The organism is Limnohabitans sp. T6-20, from assembly GCF_003063505.1.
Classification (GTDB): Bacteria; Pseudomonadota; Gammaproteobacteria; order Burkholderiales; family Burkholderiaceae_C; genus Limnohabitans_A.
Map to the genome: position 1 here is coordinate 13313 of NZ_NERW01000003.1, position 17246 is coordinate 30558.

Sequence of the window (17246 nt, forward strand, 5' to 3'; positions counted from 1 at the left end):
TAAATGAATATTTTTTAAGTAATTTTTACAATTGCATACGCCTATCACGCATTGGATATAAAAAGTACACAGTCCAGGTCAGTCGATCAAGAGTGACGCGGTATTGCAAAGTCTTAAAAAAAGCGGTTGGTTGCCCAAGCCTGCTGGGCAACTCAGCCCAAAACCAAGGTCAGATGACCGCGACCAGAGAAGCCACATACAAAGTGGCAAGCCCCTGGGTATATTGCATGTAGGTGTGACCCGCCTCAAAGCCATACGCCGAACCAAAGGTCGTGGCCAAGGTGGCACCCGACTGAGCCCCAGCTTGCGCCCAGCTGGCAACAGCCTGCAACTGCACCACATCGCCCGCGTCGCCTTTGACCACCAGCATGTCCCCTTCGTCCACGCCCGCCGTGGCCGCGTTGTCTGCCACTGCCCCCATGTCCAGCACATCCGCCAAAGCCAGCTTGAGCGTGTTGTTGCCCGAGCCTTTGATGTCCACCACGCTGAAGTTGTTCACTTTCGCCGCCACCGTGGTGTTGGTCAGGTCCAGCGTGATCCCTGTGGCGGTCACGTCCAGCTTGAGCACGTTCACATCCGCACCACCGTCAATCAGGGCCATATTGGCTGCCGACAAAGCCGTCACGTTGCTGGCGTTCACCACCACCGTGTCGTTGCCCGCACCACCGTTGATCACGTCTGCGCCGCCATTGCCCGCCAGGGTGTCGTTGGCTGCGCCGCCGTTCAGGGTGTCTGCTGCGCTGGTGCCCATGAAAGGTGTGACCGTGATCGCGATCGTGTCTGTCGCCACAGAGTAGGAGGTGGTTCCGCCGTTGGTGCCGGTATTGAACACATGCCCTGCAGCTGTGACGTCGGTGCTGCTGTTGCCGGTCTGATCCCAGGCCCGGAACATGAAAGCATCACTGACGGTACCGACAAAGTCAGCGGCTGGAGCGTAATAGACCCTTGCTGTAGCAGTCAACATGCGGCCATTGATCGCGCTGACAAGCTCACCCGGCGCGTCCATCGACAGCCACGTTGCACCGTCATCGAGCGAGTAATACCCCACACCGTGAGCGCGGTTCGTGCCAATCACCGAAATGCCTTTGAGCACACTGACGCCGTCTGCGTCAGTCACGCCACTCACAAGGTCAGACACGAGCGTACCAACCGCCCCGACAGGTGTTGCAGCCTCTGCACCTGTGCGGGCCGCCACAGGAGCCATTTGCACATCTACTGATGCATTCAGCACAGGGGCGTCGTTTATCGCGAGAACATTGATGTAGGTTGATTTGACATTGCTCAATTTATACGAAAATGAGCCATCGTTGACCTGCCAGGACAACTGGCGAATCATCCTGGTTCCGTCCGTCCCTGTCGGTGAATCGCCGCTGTTGGTGAAAGTGACCGACCGCAATATTTCTTGATATTGCGCCATGCTCGCAGTACCCGTCAGCGTCAACACTCCCGTCAAGGGGTCGTAACTTCCTGTGATGCCACTGATCGGCGTAAAGCTCAGTTCATCACCCGACGTGAAGTTAGAGCTGATCTTGACCGTCGCACTTGCGATCACCCCCACATCATCCGCCAGTGTGATTGAGTTGCAAGTCACTACAGCAGCAGCATTTTCAGTGAAAAAAGGGGAGCTGGAAGGATTTGACGACACCACCGGCGCATCGTTTATCGCCGTGATGTTCACCGTGCTGGTAGCCACAGCACTCCAGTTGTTTTCCGCCTGACCATCATTGATCTGCCAGTTGATGGTGCGTGATGGCGTCGTGCCTGCCAAATTGGGTTGGGTCACGCCTGTTGGGTTTTCACTGGTACTGACGAACAGGATGTTCCTCAAAGCTTGGGCGTATTCGGTCTTGGTAAAAACGCCCGTCAACTCCATCAGGCCAGTGGCCTTTGTATAGGTTGCTGTGATAGTTCCTGTATTTGTACCAGCAGGCAAGGCGTAAACCACGGTCGCGCCAGTATCAACGGGTGTTGCAAAAATAAATTGCAAACCACTGGTGTACTTCAGCGCGTCACCGGCAACCATATTAGAAATCTGGATTTTGGCACCTGACAACGTGGCAGTATCCGCGTCACCAAACAATGTACCGAGACTGATGAAAGATCCTGGGCTATTCTCTGAATAAGTAGAAACAGCTGCTGAGTTGGTGATCGAATAACGCGGCTGAACCACCGGTGCATCGTTGGCACCCGTGATGCTGAACACCGCATCGGTCGAAGCCGTGGCCGTGTTATCTGTGACACGCACCGCGAAACTGTCGCTCACCTGTTGACCCTCAATCAGTTGTTCCGTGGCAAGCTTGGTGTTGTCAAGCGCATAGCTGACCACACCCGTTGCAACGGTAAACGTCGCCGTGCCGTACGTACCCGCTTTTGTATAGGTTGCCCCTGGAGTCGTTGCTATCCAGCCATTCAATGTCATCCAGGCCGTGTCATAACTGACAGTGGCATCACCATCGGGATCGTGTTTTGTGAGGGCGATGGTGGCTGTGGGGGTTCCTGCCAACGCGTTTGCAATACCGCCGGATTCCAGCACCGTGACGCTTTGACTGGCTGCTGTGACTGTGGGCGCTTCTTCGTTGACGTTGTTCACGCCAAGGCTGTAGCTAACCGTCACCGGCTGGCTGCCGCTGACCGTGCTGTCCGCCACATTCACCGTGACGTCGTACTGCGTCTTGCCGCTTTCATAATCCAACACCTCACCTGCCTTCAGGTACAGCGCATTACCCACCACTTCAAACTTGTCGGCATCTGTACCGCTCAGAGTGATGGTGTTCGTGCCCTGTCCATCATCCACTACCGCAATGTCGGCCACTTTGACATGCGTCGTCGTGTCTGTGTTTTCTGGCAGTGTCGTTGTCTTGTTGTTCAACGTCACTGCCGTCGGAGCGGCATTCGGCAATGCTGCTGAAGCAGTTCCCCCGCCGCCAGCAGCCGCTGCTGCACCCGCCGCCCCAGCCGCACCCGCCGCCAGCAAAGGGTTGAACGCCAACACCGCCAACGCAGCACCCGAGCCCGACACTTCGCTGCCGCCCAACACCGCCGAGGTGAAGTCCTGGCCTTCTGCAAGGCTCAGTGTGTAGCTGTCTGCCGTTGGTGCTTCCAGCACGTATTCATAAAAACTGCCCCCATCGGCCTGGCCGACCAAGGCGTTGAAGCCCTCGGGCATGACGGCGTAATAGTCTTCAATGATCAGTTGGGCAGCCTCTTCGCCCTCACCCAAGGCCACATGCAAGTCCTTGCCTACCCGCTTGACGCGCACCTGCTCCGGCGGCGCATCGTTCTTGTTGGCGTCTTGCAACTGGTAACGCACACCGGCTTGCGCTTTGGTCCGGGCGGTTTTGCCCGCGCTCAGGTTCTGCATCTCGCTGGTTTTGTCGCCACCCACGTTGATACGCAATTTGTAAGCGATTTTTTCGGTTGCCATGGTGTTGTTCGTTTTCTTCAAGGAGGTTGGGCGATTGACTTGGGGTCAACAGTTCAAATGGGTGGCGTGCTCAGCCAGTGGCTACGCAAGCAGGTCAGCGCGTTGCGGTGGGGCTTGGCTCTGTGGGAGCGGGGGCGGCGGCAGGTGCTACAGGCACGGGGGCATCCGGGTCTTTGCACTCTTGAGCCGCTGGCACACGAGAAAGCGCATGAATTTGTTCGCGCATGGGTTTGAGCGACTCACGCGCTGGCAGGGCCTCGACTGGGCGCAGGCTATAGCGGGCGTTGCCTTGCAAGCTGGCGCTCAGGTAAACGGTTTGACCGGCAGCCAACTGGATTTGGGTGTTCATGTCGGCCTGCTGGCTTGCGGGTTGCTGAGCCTCCACTGGGCGGACATCGAGGGCCACGGGGCCGGGAGCCAGGCACAAAACAGCGTAAGCACCGGCCATCAAGGAGGTGTGGTACGCACCATTGACATTGATGCGGGTCACGCCGGAGGTCTCTGTTGAGGCCTGTGGACGGAACATGACCAGGCGGGCCTGGCTGTCCACGACACGCTCTGACAGATTGAAAACAGCACCCAAAGGCTGGAAGGGGTTGTCTGCGACGCTGGTCTGCGCCCATGTGACTTGGACGTGACACAACAAGCTCAGGCTCAGAGCCAACAGGCTGCGCGCTGCCAATTGACTGATTACTTTTGATGAATGCATGACTTAGTTTTCAGTTAAGCTGTGAAAACTGCTAGTCTACATTTCTTAAATTTTAGCAACTTATTTTTTAATAAGGGTGTTTCAAATACACCGGATTGACGAGCGCAAGCACTACTTTGGAACGATGGAGGCCAAAGCGGTTAAGGGAACAGTAAACAGAGCGTCGCCTTGCCCACCGGCAAGGCCAACAAAGATTGCGTCAGTCGTCTTCGGCAGCGCTGATCTCAGGGAACAGCACCTCTGTAAAGCCAAAGCGGCTGAAGTCACGCACCCGCATCGGGTAGAGCTTGCCGATCAGGTGGTCGCATTCGTGTTGCACCACGCGGGCATGGAACCCGGCGACCGTACGGTCGATGGGCTGCCCTTTTTCATCCCAACCGGTGTAACGGATGTGGGCCCAACGGGGCACCACCCCGCGCAGACCCGGAACCGACAGGCAGCCCTCCCAGTCCTCCTCCTCGTCTGCGCCCAAGGGCGTGATGACGGGGTTGATGAGCAACGTGGGCGGCACCTGCGGGCGGTCCGGGTAGCGTGGGTTGCGTGCCGTGCTGCCAAAAATCACCACTTGCAGGTTGACCCCGATTTGTGGCGCGGCCAAGCCTGCACCGTTGACGGCGGCCATGGTGTCGCGCATGTCAGCGATCAGGGCGTGCAGCTCGGGGGTGTCAAAAGCCTGCACAGGCTCGGCCACACGCAGCAGGCGGGCATCGCCCATTTTGAGGATTTCACGCACGCTCATGGTTTATCTCCAGTCAACAACACCGCCAAACCCGCATCGTCCAGCACGGGCACGCCCAGCGCCAGCGCCTTGTCGAGCTTGCTGCCCGCTTCGGCCCCGGCCACCACGTAGTGGGTTTTTTTGCTGACCGAACCGGCCACTTTGGCACCCAAGGCTTCGAGCTTTTCTTTGGCTTCGTCGCGGCCCATGCTTTGCAGCGTGCCCGTCAGCACCACGGTGATACCCGCCAGGGGCATTTCGGTGGGGGCCAGGGCGTCGCCTTCGGGCCAGCTCACACCGGCATCGCGCAGGGCTTGCACCACCTCACGGTTGTGCGGCTGGTCAAAAAACGTGCGGATGCTGTGCGCGACCACCGGGCCCACATCGGCCACTTGCAAGAGCGCGTCTTCGCTGGCGACCATGACGGCGTCGAGCTGCCCAAAATGGCGCGCCAGCTCCTTGGCTGTGGCCTCGCCCACATGGCGGATGCCCAGGCTGAACAAGAAACGCCCCAGCGTGGTGGTCTTGGATTTTTCCAGCGCTTCAAGCAGGTTGACGGCCGATTTTTCGGCCATGCGGTCCATGTTGGCCAGGGTGTCGAGCTTGAGGTGGTACAGATCGGCCAGGGTCTTGACCTGGCCCAAATCGACCAGCTGGTCCACCAGCTTGTCACCCAGACCGTCCACATCCATGGCGCGGCGGTGAGCAAAATGCCAGATGGCTTGCTTGCGCTGGGCGCTGCAAAACAGCCCGCCGGTACAGCGGTGGTCGGCTTCGCCCTCTTCTCGCTCGGCCAGACTGCCGCACACAGGACAGTGGCTCAGCATGGTGAACTGCGGCGCATCGGGCGGACGGCGGTCCAGCACCACCGACACCACCTCAGGAATCACATCGCCCGCACGGCGCACGATCACGGTGTCGCCCACCCGTACATCTTTGCGGCGGGCTTCTAGTTCGTTGTGCAGCGTGGCGTTGGTCACCGTGACGCCGCCCACAAAAACAGGAAAGAGCTTGGCCACGGGCGTGAGCTTGCCGGTGCGGCCCACTTGCACATCGATGGCCTGCACGGTGGTCATTTCTTCTTGCGCCGGGTATTTGTGAGCCACAGCCCAACGCGGCTCGCGGGTCACAAAACCCAGGCGCTGCTGCTGGGCCAGGTCGTTGACCTTGTAGACCACACCGTCGATGTCATAGGGCAGCGCATCGCGCCCGGCCGCCATGCGCTGGTGAAAGGCCACCAGGCCTGCCGCCCCTTGCACGCAAGACGTTTCTTCGGCCACCGGAAAGCCCCAGGCCTTGAGCTGCTGAACCATGTCAAAGTGGGTGCGCCACTGCGGGCCGCCTTCGGTGGCGGGCGTGATGTCGCCCAGACCATAGGCAAAAAAGCTTAAAGGGCGCTCGGCCGCAATGCCCGAATCGAGCTGGCGCACCGCACCGGCTGCGGCATTACGCGGGTTGACGAAGGTTTTTTCACCCTTCATGCCCGCCGCGATGCGTTCGCGCTGGCGCTCGTTCAGGCGCTCAAAGTCATCGCGACGCATGTAAACCTCGCCGCGCACCTCCAGCACAGGCGGCGCATCGGCTGGCAGGCGGAGCGGGATCTGCCCGATGGTGCGGATGTTGGATGTGACCTCTTCGCCGGTTTCGCCGTCCCCCCGGGTGGCGGCTTGCACCAGCACACCGTTTTCATAGCGCAGGCTCATGGCCAGGCCGTCGAACTTGAGTTCGCCCACGTACTCGACTGCCGGGTCGGCGTCACTCAGGCCCAACTCTTTGCGGATGCGGGTGTCAAAGGCCTCGGCCCCGCTGGCTTCGGTGTCGGTTTCGGTACGGATGCTGAGCATGGGCACGCGGTGCGTGACCGGGGCAAAGGCGTCCAGCACCTTGCCACCCACGCGCTGGGTGGGCGAGTCGGGGGTCAGCAGTTCGGGGTGAACGGCCTCCAGCGCTTGCAGTTCCCGAAACAGCCGGTCGTATTCGGCATCAGGCACCTCGGGCGCATCCAGCGTGTAGTAAGCGTGTGCATGGTGGTGCAGTTGGGCTCGCAGCTGGGCGGCTTTGTCTGCAGGTGCCAACAAAGGCACCACGCTGGCAGCTTGGGCAGGCGCGTGCGTCGGCCCGTCACCAAACAAGTCCGGATGGGACATGGTCACCAATCGACCGAATCAGGAGAACAAGCGACGCGCTTGCGGCGAGCCAGCAGACAATTCCCGGGCGTCCAGTGCGTCATACAGCTGCTGCAAGTCGTTGGCGATCTGATCGAGCACGTCTTCGCCCAAAATTTGTCCGTTCCCGTCGGTCACCACACCGTCCATGTGCTCTGCCAACAAGCGTGCAACTTCACGCAAACGCCCGAAGGGCTGGTCTTCACGCGCAATTTGTGGCACATCCAGACTGAGCGAAAACTCACGGATGGCCGACAAGGCCGGGTCGTCGGCCAGGGCGGCCTGGGTGTCAAAAACCAAGGACAAGATCGGTGGCAAACCAGCGACGGCCGAGGGCAACACCATGCGCCCCGGAATGACCCCCGCCACAAAACCCAGACGCGCTGCGTGCTGCTGGATATAGCCCGGGCTCCAGGCAGATGCGCTGGCGCACAAAGTGAAGCTCAGTTGCGCATCGTGTGCGCTGGCAAATTGGTCCAATTCACGCGCACGCGCCACTTCTTCGAGCATGTCGCTAAAGCTGGGCGTGCCGCCAACAGCATCGGCAAAGGCCTGGGTTTTGACCACAAACTCGGAAAACTCGATGTTGTTGAGTGCGCCCACGCGGTTGGCCAGCTGAACACCCGCCTGAAAAGCAGAATAGCGGCGCCCGGCCACCAAGGCCTCCCATTCACCGCTCAAATCGCTGCAGCCTTCCACATGAAAAGGCTTGGTCCCGACACGGCGAGTGACGGGCAAAGCAGCCAGTGCAGCATCTCCAGAAACAGGATGGTCCACCTCAATGGTGGCAATGACATCAATCAGGGCGTCCAGCAGGGGTTTGCGCTCGGGCTGCGGCAAGCTGGAGAAGTCGTCTGTCAAGACCGGCTCTCTCGGCTCGAAGGCCTCTGGGGCTGTGTCCTTTGTTCCCACCGGCTCCACGGAGGGCTCGGCCTGGCGCGGTGCGTTCTTGCGCGATGTCCAATAGTTGTAAATCACCACCGCCCCCAAGGTGAGGGCACCGATACCGGCCAAACTCAGTTGCAAGGAACTCATTGAATCCAACATAAATCAAAAACCTCAGGCCTCATCGGCCATAGACACTGCGGATTCCATGTCCACAGCGACGATCCGTGAAACGCCCTGCTCTTGCATGGTCACGCCGATCAACTGCTCGGCCATTTCCATGGCGATCTTGTTGTGGCTGATGAACAGGAACTGGGTCTCTTTGCCCATGCCCTTGACCAGCTTGGCGTAGCGCTCAGTGTTGGCGTCGTCCAGCGGCGCGTCCACCTCGTCGAGCAAACAAAACGGTGCCGGGTTGAGCTGGAAAATGGCAAACACCAGCGCGATCGCGGTGAGCGCTTTTTCGCCACCGGACAGCAAATGGATGGTCTGGTTTTTCTTGCCGGGCGGCTGCGCCAGCACCTGCACCCCAGCGTCCAGAATCTCGTCACCGGTCATCACCAGGCGTGCATTGCCCCCACCAAACAGCTCGGGGAACATGCGGCTGAAGTGCTCGTTCACGATCTTGAATGTGCCGCCCAGCAGGTCGCGGGTTTCGGCATCGATCTTGCGGATCGCGTCTTCCAGCGTGTTCATCGCTTCGGTCAGGTCGGCATTTTGCGAATCCAGGAAGGTCTTGCGCTCACGCGAGGTGGTCAGCTCTTCGAGCGCAGCCAGGTTGACCGGGCCCAAGGCCGTGATTTCTCGGTGGATGCGGTCAATCTCGCTTTGCAGGCCCGTCAAGCGCACCTGCCCCACTTCGATGGACTGAGCTACGGCTTCCAAGTTGGCTTGGGCGTCGGCCAGCAATTGGGTGTATTGCTCCAGGCCCAGGCGGGCGGCTTGTTCCTTGAGCTGCAAATCGGTGATGCGCTGGCGCAGCGGGTCGAGTTCACGCTCAAAAGCCACCCGGCGCTCGTCACTGGCGCGCAGTTTGGCGGTCAGGTCGTCATAGGCGCTGCGGCGGGCGGCCAAGGCTTGCTCGCGCTCCATCTTGACGGCCAGCACGTTTTGCAAACCCGCTTGCGCTGCGGCATCGGTCAGGCGGCTCAATTCATCGCGGGCGCGCTGCATTTCAGCATCGATGCTGGTGACTTGCTGCTGCGCGGTTTCGATGGTGCGTTGAAGTTCGGCGCGGCGGGCATCCAGGCTGCGCTGCGAGAACTGGGCCTCTTGGGCGCGGCGCTCCAGGCTGCGTTGTTGTTCGCGGCACTCGGCCAGCTTGCGCTCGGCCTCGATCACGCGCTCGTCCAGCTGGGCGTGGCGCTCTTGCGTGTCGGCCAGCTGCATGTCGAGCTCTTCAAAGCGGGCTTCGGCCGTGACGCGGCGCTCTTGCAGCTCGTCGAGCAAGGCCTCGACTTCGGCCAGATCGTTGCTGATCTGCGCGCTGCGGGCACGGGTTTGCTCCACCAGCTGCAACAAACGCAGGGTCTCAACCTGCAATTCATGGCGGCGCGACTGGCTTTCGGCCGCTTCGCGCCGCACCGTGATCAGGCGCTGAGAGGCATCGGCATAAGCCGCCTCAGCACGCACCAGGGCGCTGCGGCTGTCTTCGGCAATCAGGGTCTGGGCGCGTTGCTGCTTTTCCAGGTTGTCGATGTCTTGTGCCCGAGCCAGCAAACCGGCTTGCTCAGAGTCTTGCGCGTAAAACACCACACTGTTCAGATCAACCGCGTGACCGGCCTGCACAAACACCGTTTCGCCCGCCTGGAGCTGGCTGCGCCAGGCCAGCGCGTCTTCCAGGTTGGGGGCGGTGTAGCAGCCTTGCAGCCAGTCGATCACCAGTGCGGACAAGCCCGCGTCTGAAATGCGCAGCTTTTGCGCCAAAGGAGCGCAGCCGCTGGGCATGCCGTTGCGGGGCGCAGCGGTTGAAGCCAGGGGGGACGTGAAGAAAGACAGTTTGGCGGGCGGCGCATCGTTTGCAAAAGCACGCACCATGTCCAGGCGCGAGACTTCAAGCGCCGACAAGCGTTCACGCAGCGCTGATTCGAGGGCATTTTCCCAGCCGGGCTCGATGTGGATGCGGCTCCACAGGCCTTCGAGCCCGTCCATGCCGTGCTTGGCCAGCCAGGGCTTGAGCTTGCCGTCGGTGCGGACTTTTTCTTGCAGTGCCTTGAGCGCCTCGATGCGGGCGCTCAAGTCGGCCAACCGGGCCGACTCGTCGTTGACAGCCTTTTGGCGGCTGCGGCGGTCTTCGTCGAGCGCTGGGACCTGCTCTTGCAGATCTTGCAAGCGGGCTTCCGATTCGGCGGCCAAGGCTTCAGCCTCGGCCAATTGGGTTTGCAGGTTGTGCAATCGCGCTTCATCGGGTGCTGCCAGGGCGTTGCGATCGGTCAGCAGGCGCTCGCGGCGCTGGTCCAGCTGGCGCGATTGTTCTTCGACGTTGCGCTGGTCAGCGGCCAGCACCCCGATTTGCTGCTGAACCTGCACCACGCTGGCGCGCTGGGCGTTGGCCTCGTTTTGGGCTTTGCGCAGGGCTTCTTCCAAGTCGGGCAAAGCCATGGCCTGGTCTTCCACCTGGGCGGCCAACGTCATGCTCTGGTCTTCGGCCATGGCGGCCTGCTCGGACAAAGTTTCCAGCTCGGCCTGCGCGTCTTCGCTGCGGGTGCCCCACTGGGCGGTTTGTTCAATCAGTTGCTGCAAGCGCTGCTCGGCGCGCTGACGACCTTCCACCACAAAGCGGATTTCGGCCTCCAAACGCCCCACTTCGGCGCTGGCTTCGTACAAAGCGCCCTGAGCTTGGTTGACCTGATCGCCTGCGTCGTAGTGCGCCTGACGGATCGCTTCCAGATCGGCCTCAACGTGGCGCAAATCAGCAATGCGTGACTCCAGCGCGTTCACAGCCTGATCGACATCGGACTTGACCTTGCCCTGATCACTCTCGGCGTCGCGACGCTTGAGGAACCACAGCTGGTGTTGCTTGAGTGTGCTGTCAGCTTGCAGCGAGTTGTAACGGGTGGCCACCTCGGCCTGTTTTTCGAGCTTTTCGAGGTTGGCGTTGAGCTCGCGCAGGATGTCCTCGACCCGGGTCAAGTTCTCGCGGGTGTCCGACAAGCGGTTTTCGGTCTCGCGGCGGCGTTCCTTGTATTTGGACACGCCTGCAGCTTCCTCGAGAAACAAGCGCAGCTCTTCAGGACGCGACTCAATAATGCGGCTGATGGTGCCTTGGCCAATGATGGCGTAGGCGCGAGGGCCGAGGCCCGTGCCCAAAAACACGTCTTGCACATCTCGGCGACGCACAGGCTGGTTGTTGATGTAGTAGCTGCTGTTGCCATCGCGGGTCAGCACGCGCTTGACCGCGATCTCGGCGAACTGGCCCCACTGGCCACCCGCGCGGTGGTCGGCGTTGTCAAACACCAGCTCCACGCTGGCGCGGCTGGCGGGTTTGCGGGTGGTGGTGCCGTTGAAAATCACGTCCTGCATGGACTCGCCACGCAATTCAGACGCCTTGGACTCGCCCAGCACCCAACGCACCGCGTCCATGATGTTGGATTTGCCGCAACCGTTGGGCCCGACCACGCCCACCAGCTGCCCGGGCAGCAGGAAGTTGGTCGGTTCGGCAAACGATTTGAAGCCTGAAAGCTTGATGGAATTAAGGCGCACGGCGGTCAGGTCGGTCGAAAAAGGACGAAGCGGGCGGGCAGCAAAACACTGCCAAAATCCGCAAGAAAGCACAAATCAACGGATCTAATCCAAGATTTGAAACAGCCTCGAATGTTAACCCAGCCACCCCAGATTAAAGTCCTTCCCTCTGAGAGAGATATAACTGGGATCAAGAAATCTTCCAGGGATGCAACAGCATAAATAGGGTCCCCATGGATAGCAGGTGCGATCCTGTGCAGCAGGCCCTCCAGGCTTGGGAAGCATTCGAGTCGGTCAGGTACTTCCTCTGAGTTCAATTCGGTAGGGCATGACCACTGTTTCAGGCGCCAGTTTTTGCCCTGATCGTGACAGCGATATGGCTTTGAGCAACAACTGCCCAGCCACTTTGCCAATGCCTGCGCTGTTGACCGCCACGGTCGTGATTTGTGGGTGACAAGCTTGTGCAATCTCGAAGCCCCCAAATCCAGCAATTGCCAGCCTACCAGGCACTGCCCAGCCCCGTCGCTGACATTCAGACAAGGCGCCAAATGCGACGTGGTCTGACACACACACAACCGCCTCCAGCTCGGGCCAACGGGCCAGCATTTGCGCCACCCCTTGGGCGCCCGCCTCCATGGAGACAGGGGCGCTGCCAATGGCCAAAGTCCGGGTTGCGTCCTGCCCCAGTTGCCCCATCGCCTCCAAAAATCCCCGCCTGCGCTCGGCCCCACGTGCATCGCTTTGCGGCAAGCCCCCAAGAAATCCCATCTGTCGATACCCCTTGGCATACAAGGCAAACACCAGTTCACTGACCGCCTGAGCGTTGGAAAACCCCACGTTGTGCCCAATGGGCTCGTCCAGCAAATCCCAGGTTTCAACCACGGGCACCCCCGCTGATTCAAGCAGTTTTCTGGCCAAGGGCGTGTGGCTGCCGCCTGTCACGACAATGCCTTCAGGCCTGCGCATGAGCAAGGTTCTGATCAACTGCTCTTCGGTGGGCATGTCGTAGTCCGTGTAGCCCATGAGGACTTGCATGCCGGCAGATTCAACGGCAGAAGTCAATCCGTGGGTCGTGTCCGAAAAGTTCGAGTTGTTCAGCGCCGGGATGAGTGTGGCGATGAAGCCCGAACGCTTGGATGAAAAGGTGCGAGCCGTTTGGTCCATCACATAACCCATCTCCTGGCAAGTGTTCAAAATGCGTTGACGCAAATCTTCGCTGGCGTCGCTGCGCCGTCGTGTGGACCGACTGAGCGCCCTTGACACGGTCATCTTGGATACGCCCAGTCGGGCCGCAATGTCGGCCATGGTGACCTGTCCCATGCCATCAGGGGCCAATGGGCCTGCTGGGCTCGAATTTTTGTTGCGCAAAAAGTACTCCTGTGCCTGCGGTGGACTGACGAAACGCTACCGGTAACGTCATTATTCACGCACATTCGCGTCAAAAATTAGCTGAATGCACGCCAGAGCGTGAAGTTTATGGCCGCACCTCTAGGGTAAATACGAGTTACCGGTAACTCAAAATTGAATGACCATAAGCGCTTCTTCCTGAATTTCATCTGGCCACATGACCTCGCTGCAAGTTTTCGACGCCCGACTGGCCAAAATTGGACAAGGCGCTGGTGCGCTTGAGCGTTTGTGCGGTGGTGCCGCTTGGAGCGAAGGACCCGTGTGGCTGCCCCAAAGCAGCGAGCTGATTTGGAGCGACATTCCCAACAACCGCATCTTGTCCTGGCACGCTCAGCTTGGTTTGAGGGTTTGGCGCGATGATTCGGAGTTCACCAACGGGCATGTACTGGATCAGGGCGGCGACTTGCTCCATGCCTCACATGGTCAACGGGCCATCATCCGCACACGGTTGGGCTCACAAGGCGAGCCTCAGTGTGACGAGGTGGTTGTGGACAACTACCGTGGGCAGCGCTTGAACTCCCCCAACGATCTGGTGGTGAAATCGGATGGCACCATCTGGTTCACCGACCCACCCTACGGCATCCTCTCGGACCGTGAAGGCCACAAAGCCACATCCGAAATCGGCGCCAACCACGTTTACCGCTACTGCCCGCAAACGCAAAACCTGAGCATCGCCAGCGACTGGCTTGAGGAGCCCAATGGTTTGGCTTTCTCACCCGACGAGCGCGTGCTGTACGTCAGCGACACCTCGGCCGCACTGCGTGAAGATGGCACAGGCCACCACCACATCGTGGCCCTGGAGGTGGTAGACGGCACTTGGCTGCGCGATCCCCGCATTTTTGCCGTCGTCACGCCCGGTCTGGCCGATGGCTTTCGGGTTGACATCCACGGTTTTGTCTACACCAGCAGTGGAGACAGCGTGCAAATCTATCACCCGGATGGCACCCGTTTGGGCCGCATTCCGGTGCCCGAAAAAGTGGGCAATCTGTGCTTTGGCGGGCCTGGTGGCGGTGACCTGTTCATCTGCGCGAGTACATCCCTGTACCGCATCAAGATCAACACGCGGGGAGCCACGGCATGAATGTCCTCTGGAACTGGCTGACCCTGCCGCTCAGCGGGGCATCCCTCCACGTCATTGAGCCGGGGGTGTATTGGCATGCCCGGTTGATGGTGTTGGCCTGGGGCATCTTGCTGCCCGTGGGTGCTTTGCTGGCCCGGTATTTCAAAGTGCTACCTTCGCAAAACTGGCCCACCGTGCTGGACAACAAGGGTTGGTGGCATGGGCACCGAACACTGCAGTGGGCAGGCATGGCGCTGGCCAGCTTGGGCATTTATGCCCTCTGGAAACAAACTTCACAAAGTCCCTGGGCACATCTGCACGGCACGGCTGGCTGGCTCTTGATGCTGCTGGGCTGGCTGCAAATCCTCGGCGGCCTCCTGCGCGGCAGCAAAGGCGGCCCAACAGCCCTGCAGATCAGGGGTGACCATTACGACATGACGCGCCACCGCATCTGGTTTGAGCGCTTGCACAAGTGGCTCGGCTGGGCATGTGTGCTGGCCGCCATCGGCGTGATTTTTGCAGGCCTGCTGCTGGCCGATGCACCGCGCTGGATGCCGCTGGTGCTGGGCCTGTGGTGGCTGAGCTTGTTGGGCCTGGCCTGGCGCTGGCAAAAGCAGGGCCGCTGCATCGACACCTACCAAGCGATCTGGGGGCCTGACCCCAGTCACCCCGGCAACCACCTTACCCCCATCGGCTGGGGTATTCGACGACCCTTTGAACCGCAAAAACATGGCCAATCTTGAACTTCGCAACCTCGTCAAACGTTTTGGCGAGGTCACTGTCGTCAGTGAACTCAACCTGTCTGTGCATGCGGGCGAATTTGTCGTGCTACTGGGCGAATCGGGCTGCGGCAAAAGCACCACGCTGCGCATGGTGGCGGGCCTGGAAGAGGTCACCCAAGGCCGAATCATCATTGGCAGCAAAGACGTCACCAACGCCCACCCCATGGCCCGCGACATTGCCATGGTGTTCCAGAACTATGCGCTCTACCCCCACATGGATGTGGCGCAAAACCTGTCGTTTGCCCTGCGCCTGGCAGGCCGCCCCCAGACAGACATCGACGCTAAAGTGGCCTCTGCGGCCAAGATTCTGAACATTGAACACCTGCTCAAGCGCAAGCCCAAGGAACTGTCCGGGGGCCAACGCCAACGCGTGGCCATTGGCCGCGCCATCGTGCGTGAACCCCAGGTCTTTTTGTTCGATGAACCCTTGTCCAACCTGGACGCCAAACTCAGGGGCCACATGCGGGCAGAGTTGGCCCTGTTGCACCAGCGCCTGGCCAAAACCACCTTGTATGTGACCCACGATCAAACCGAAGCCATGACCCTGGCAAACCGGATCGTGATCTTTGACAAGGGTCGCATTCAGCAAGTCGGCACGCCCAGCGAGGTGTTCAACCACCCGGCCAATCTCTTTGTCGCCGGCTTCATCGGCACCCCCACCATGAACTTTTTTGAAGCCCAACTGCAAAGCGACGGCAGCCAACTCCTGCTCAAAATGCCCGATTTTTCTGTTCCAGCCCCTGCTTGGCTGGCAGCGCAATCCCTGAAGGCGGACACGCCACTCATTGTTGGCATTCGACCGCAAATGCTGAGCCCGGCAATGCAGGGCGGCACGCTGCGCATGAACGTCGAGGTCGTGGAATACCTGGGCACCGAAAGCCAGGTCGTGGGCCGCCTGCCTTCGGGGCAGCGCGTGTGCGCTGTGCTGCCAGGCAATGCCAAGGCCGCGCTGCACAAGCCCTTGCACCTGAATGTCGAACCCGCGTGTTTGCACGTCTTCAACGCCACAAACGGCCTTTCGTTGAAACCCAGCAGTTCCGCTTCCCTTCACAACACAGGAGACAAATCATGAGTTCATTCCCAAGCCGACGCGACGCACTCAAAGCAGGTGCCATCACCGTTTTCGGCGCTGCCCTGCCCTTCAGCGGCGTGCAAGCGCAAAACCGCTACGCCAAATACGCGGGCAAAACCGTGGTGTTCAGCACGCCAGCGCACCCGCACTACGATGCGATGCTCAAAATCCTGCCGCAGTTCACCAAAGAAACCGGCATCAAGGTCGAGGTGGACAAATTGGCCATGGGCCGCATGAAAGAAAAGCAGCTGCTGGAGATGGCCAAGCCCTCTGGCGACTTTGACTTGGGCTGCTACGTCGTCATGTGGAAAGGCGAATATGTGGCCAAGAATCTGATCCAGCCGCTGGAGCCCTTCTTTGCCAATCCGGCCTTGGCAGACCCCGCCTACGACATGAAGGACATTGTCCCCATCTACCTCGAAAACCTGGGGCTGGTCGGCGGCCCCAAAGGCTATTTGGCAGGGCCTGGTGCCAAACTGTACGGCATTCCCTATGGCGCTGAAACCAGCGTTTTGGCGTACCGCCGCGACATCTTTGCCAAGCACAACCTGACGGTGCCAGAAAACTACGAAGACTTCCGCAAGATTTTGCGCATCCTCAAGGACAAGGAGGGCATTGGCGCTTTGGCCAGCCGCGGGCAAGCCGGGCACCAAGTGGTGCATGCCTGGCTGCTGCACCTGAACCCGCTGGGTGGCAGCGTCTTTGATGACAAATGGAATCCCCGTTTCAATGACAAGTTCGGCGTCGAAGCCCTCAAGTTCTTGCAAGAAGTTGTGGCCACCGGACCCGCTGGCATTGCCGGCTACGGTCAGGGCGAGAGCAACACCGCCTTTTTGCAAGGACAGGCCGCCATGTACCTGGACAGCACCTCCATTGCAGGCCTGGTCAACGACCCCAGCAAAAGCAAAGTGGTGGGCAACGTCAGCTGGGCCTTGCACCCCAAAGGCATGCGCCGCGCCTCGCAAAGCGGTGGCCTGGGTCTGGCCATTCCCAAAAATGCCAAAAACCCCGAAGCCAGTTTCCTGCTCATGCAATGGCTCACCAGCAAAGCGCAGGACAAAGCCGTGACGATGGCGGGCGGTGCCCCCATGCGCAACAGCACCCTGAAAGACCAAGATGCGGTGCGCAAATACCCCGAATTCATCACCTTCCAGGAAGCGCTGAAATACAGCGCACCGGACTGGCGCCCCATCATCCCGGTGTGGGACAACATCAACGTGCAGGCGCTGGGCGTCGGTCTGAGTGAAGCCCTCACGGGTAAAAAGACCGCAGAACAAGCCCTGAACGACATGGTTCCGCAGGTCACCGCGATCATGCGTCAAGCGGGCTACAAGATCTGATCA

Annotated in this window: 11 protein-coding genes; 4 read left to right on the forward strand and 7 right to left on the reverse strand. The window is 60.0% G+C overall.

Annotated elements, in window-relative coordinates; genetic code table 11:
• Positions 1-169 precede the first annotated feature (169 nt).
• The 7 genes from B9Z33_RS11105 to B9Z33_RS11135 form a co-directional block, all read right to left on the reverse strand.
• On the reverse strand, positions 170-3424 hold the full coding sequence (locus tag B9Z33_RS11105; RefSeq protein ID WP_146183861.1) for an S-layer family protein: 3255 nt from the start codon (positions 3422-3424) through the stop codon (positions 170-172).
• Between the two features lie 94 nt (positions 3425-3518).
• Positions 3519-4133, reverse strand: coding sequence for a hypothetical protein (locus B9Z33_RS11110; protein ID WP_108287121.1), 615 nt, complete (start codon positions 4131-4133; stop codon positions 3519-3521).
• Between the two features lie 199 nt (positions 4134-4332).
• On the reverse strand, positions 4333-4872 hold the full coding sequence (def, locus tag B9Z33_RS11115; RefSeq protein ID WP_108287122.1) for a peptide deformylase: 540 nt from the start codon (positions 4870-4872) through the stop codon (positions 4333-4335).
• Entirely contained in the window at positions 4869-6998 is a 2130-nt protein-coding gene (gene ligA, locus B9Z33_RS11120) for an NAD-dependent DNA ligase LigA (RefSeq protein ID WP_108287839.1), read from the reverse strand. Before ligA ends, def begins: the two co-directional genes overlap by 4 nt.
• 18 nt (positions 6999-7016) lie before the next feature.
• Entirely contained in the window at positions 7017-8051 is a 1035-nt protein-coding gene (locus B9Z33_RS11125) for a cell division protein ZipA C-terminal FtsZ-binding domain-containing protein (protein ID WP_108287123.1), read from the reverse strand.
• Positions 8052-8075: 24 nt separating this feature from the next.
• Positions 8076-11603 carry a chromosome segregation protein SMC gene (smc, locus tag B9Z33_RS11130; RefSeq protein WP_108287840.1) on the reverse strand — a complete coding sequence of 1176 codons (3528 nt, stop codon included), beginning with the start codon at positions 11601-11603 and terminating at the stop codon, positions 8076-8078.
• A gap of 273 nt (positions 11604-11876) precedes the next feature.
• Positions 11877-12950: a LacI family DNA-binding transcriptional regulator gene (locus B9Z33_RS11135; RefSeq protein ID WP_233252809.1), complete on the reverse strand. Its 1074-nt coding sequence runs from the start codon at positions 12948-12950 to the stop codon at positions 11877-11879.
• Positions 12951-13146: 196 nt separating this feature from the next.
• Between B9Z33_RS11135 and B9Z33_RS11140 the strand changes: the two genes are divergently transcribed.
• From B9Z33_RS11140 to B9Z33_RS11155, 4 genes are read left to right on the forward strand one after another with little or no spacing between them, the layout of a single operon-like run.
• Entirely contained in the window at positions 13147-14070 is a 924-nt protein-coding gene (locus tag B9Z33_RS11140) for an SMP-30/gluconolactonase/LRE family protein (protein ID WP_108287124.1), read from the forward strand.
• Positions 14067-14792, forward strand: a complete 726-nt coding sequence (locus B9Z33_RS11145; protein WP_233252810.1) for a cytochrome b561 domain-containing protein — start codon at positions 14067-14069, stop codon at positions 14790-14792. The genes B9Z33_RS11140 and B9Z33_RS11145 overlap by 4 nt, the downstream gene beginning before the upstream one ends.
• Positions 14779-15903 carry an ABC transporter ATP-binding protein gene (locus tag B9Z33_RS11150; protein WP_108287126.1) on the forward strand — a complete coding sequence of 375 codons (1125 nt, stop codon included), beginning with the start codon at positions 14779-14781 and terminating at the stop codon, positions 15901-15903. Before B9Z33_RS11145 ends, B9Z33_RS11150 begins: the two co-directional genes overlap by 14 nt.
• The gene (locus tag B9Z33_RS11155) at positions 15900-17243 is read left to right on the forward strand and encodes an ABC transporter substrate-binding protein (protein WP_108287127.1); all 1344 of its coding nucleotides are present in this window, start codon (positions 15900-15902) and stop codon (positions 17241-17243) included. The genes B9Z33_RS11150 and B9Z33_RS11155 overlap by 4 nt, the downstream gene beginning before the upstream one ends.
• Positions 17244-17246: the final 3 nt, after the last annotated feature.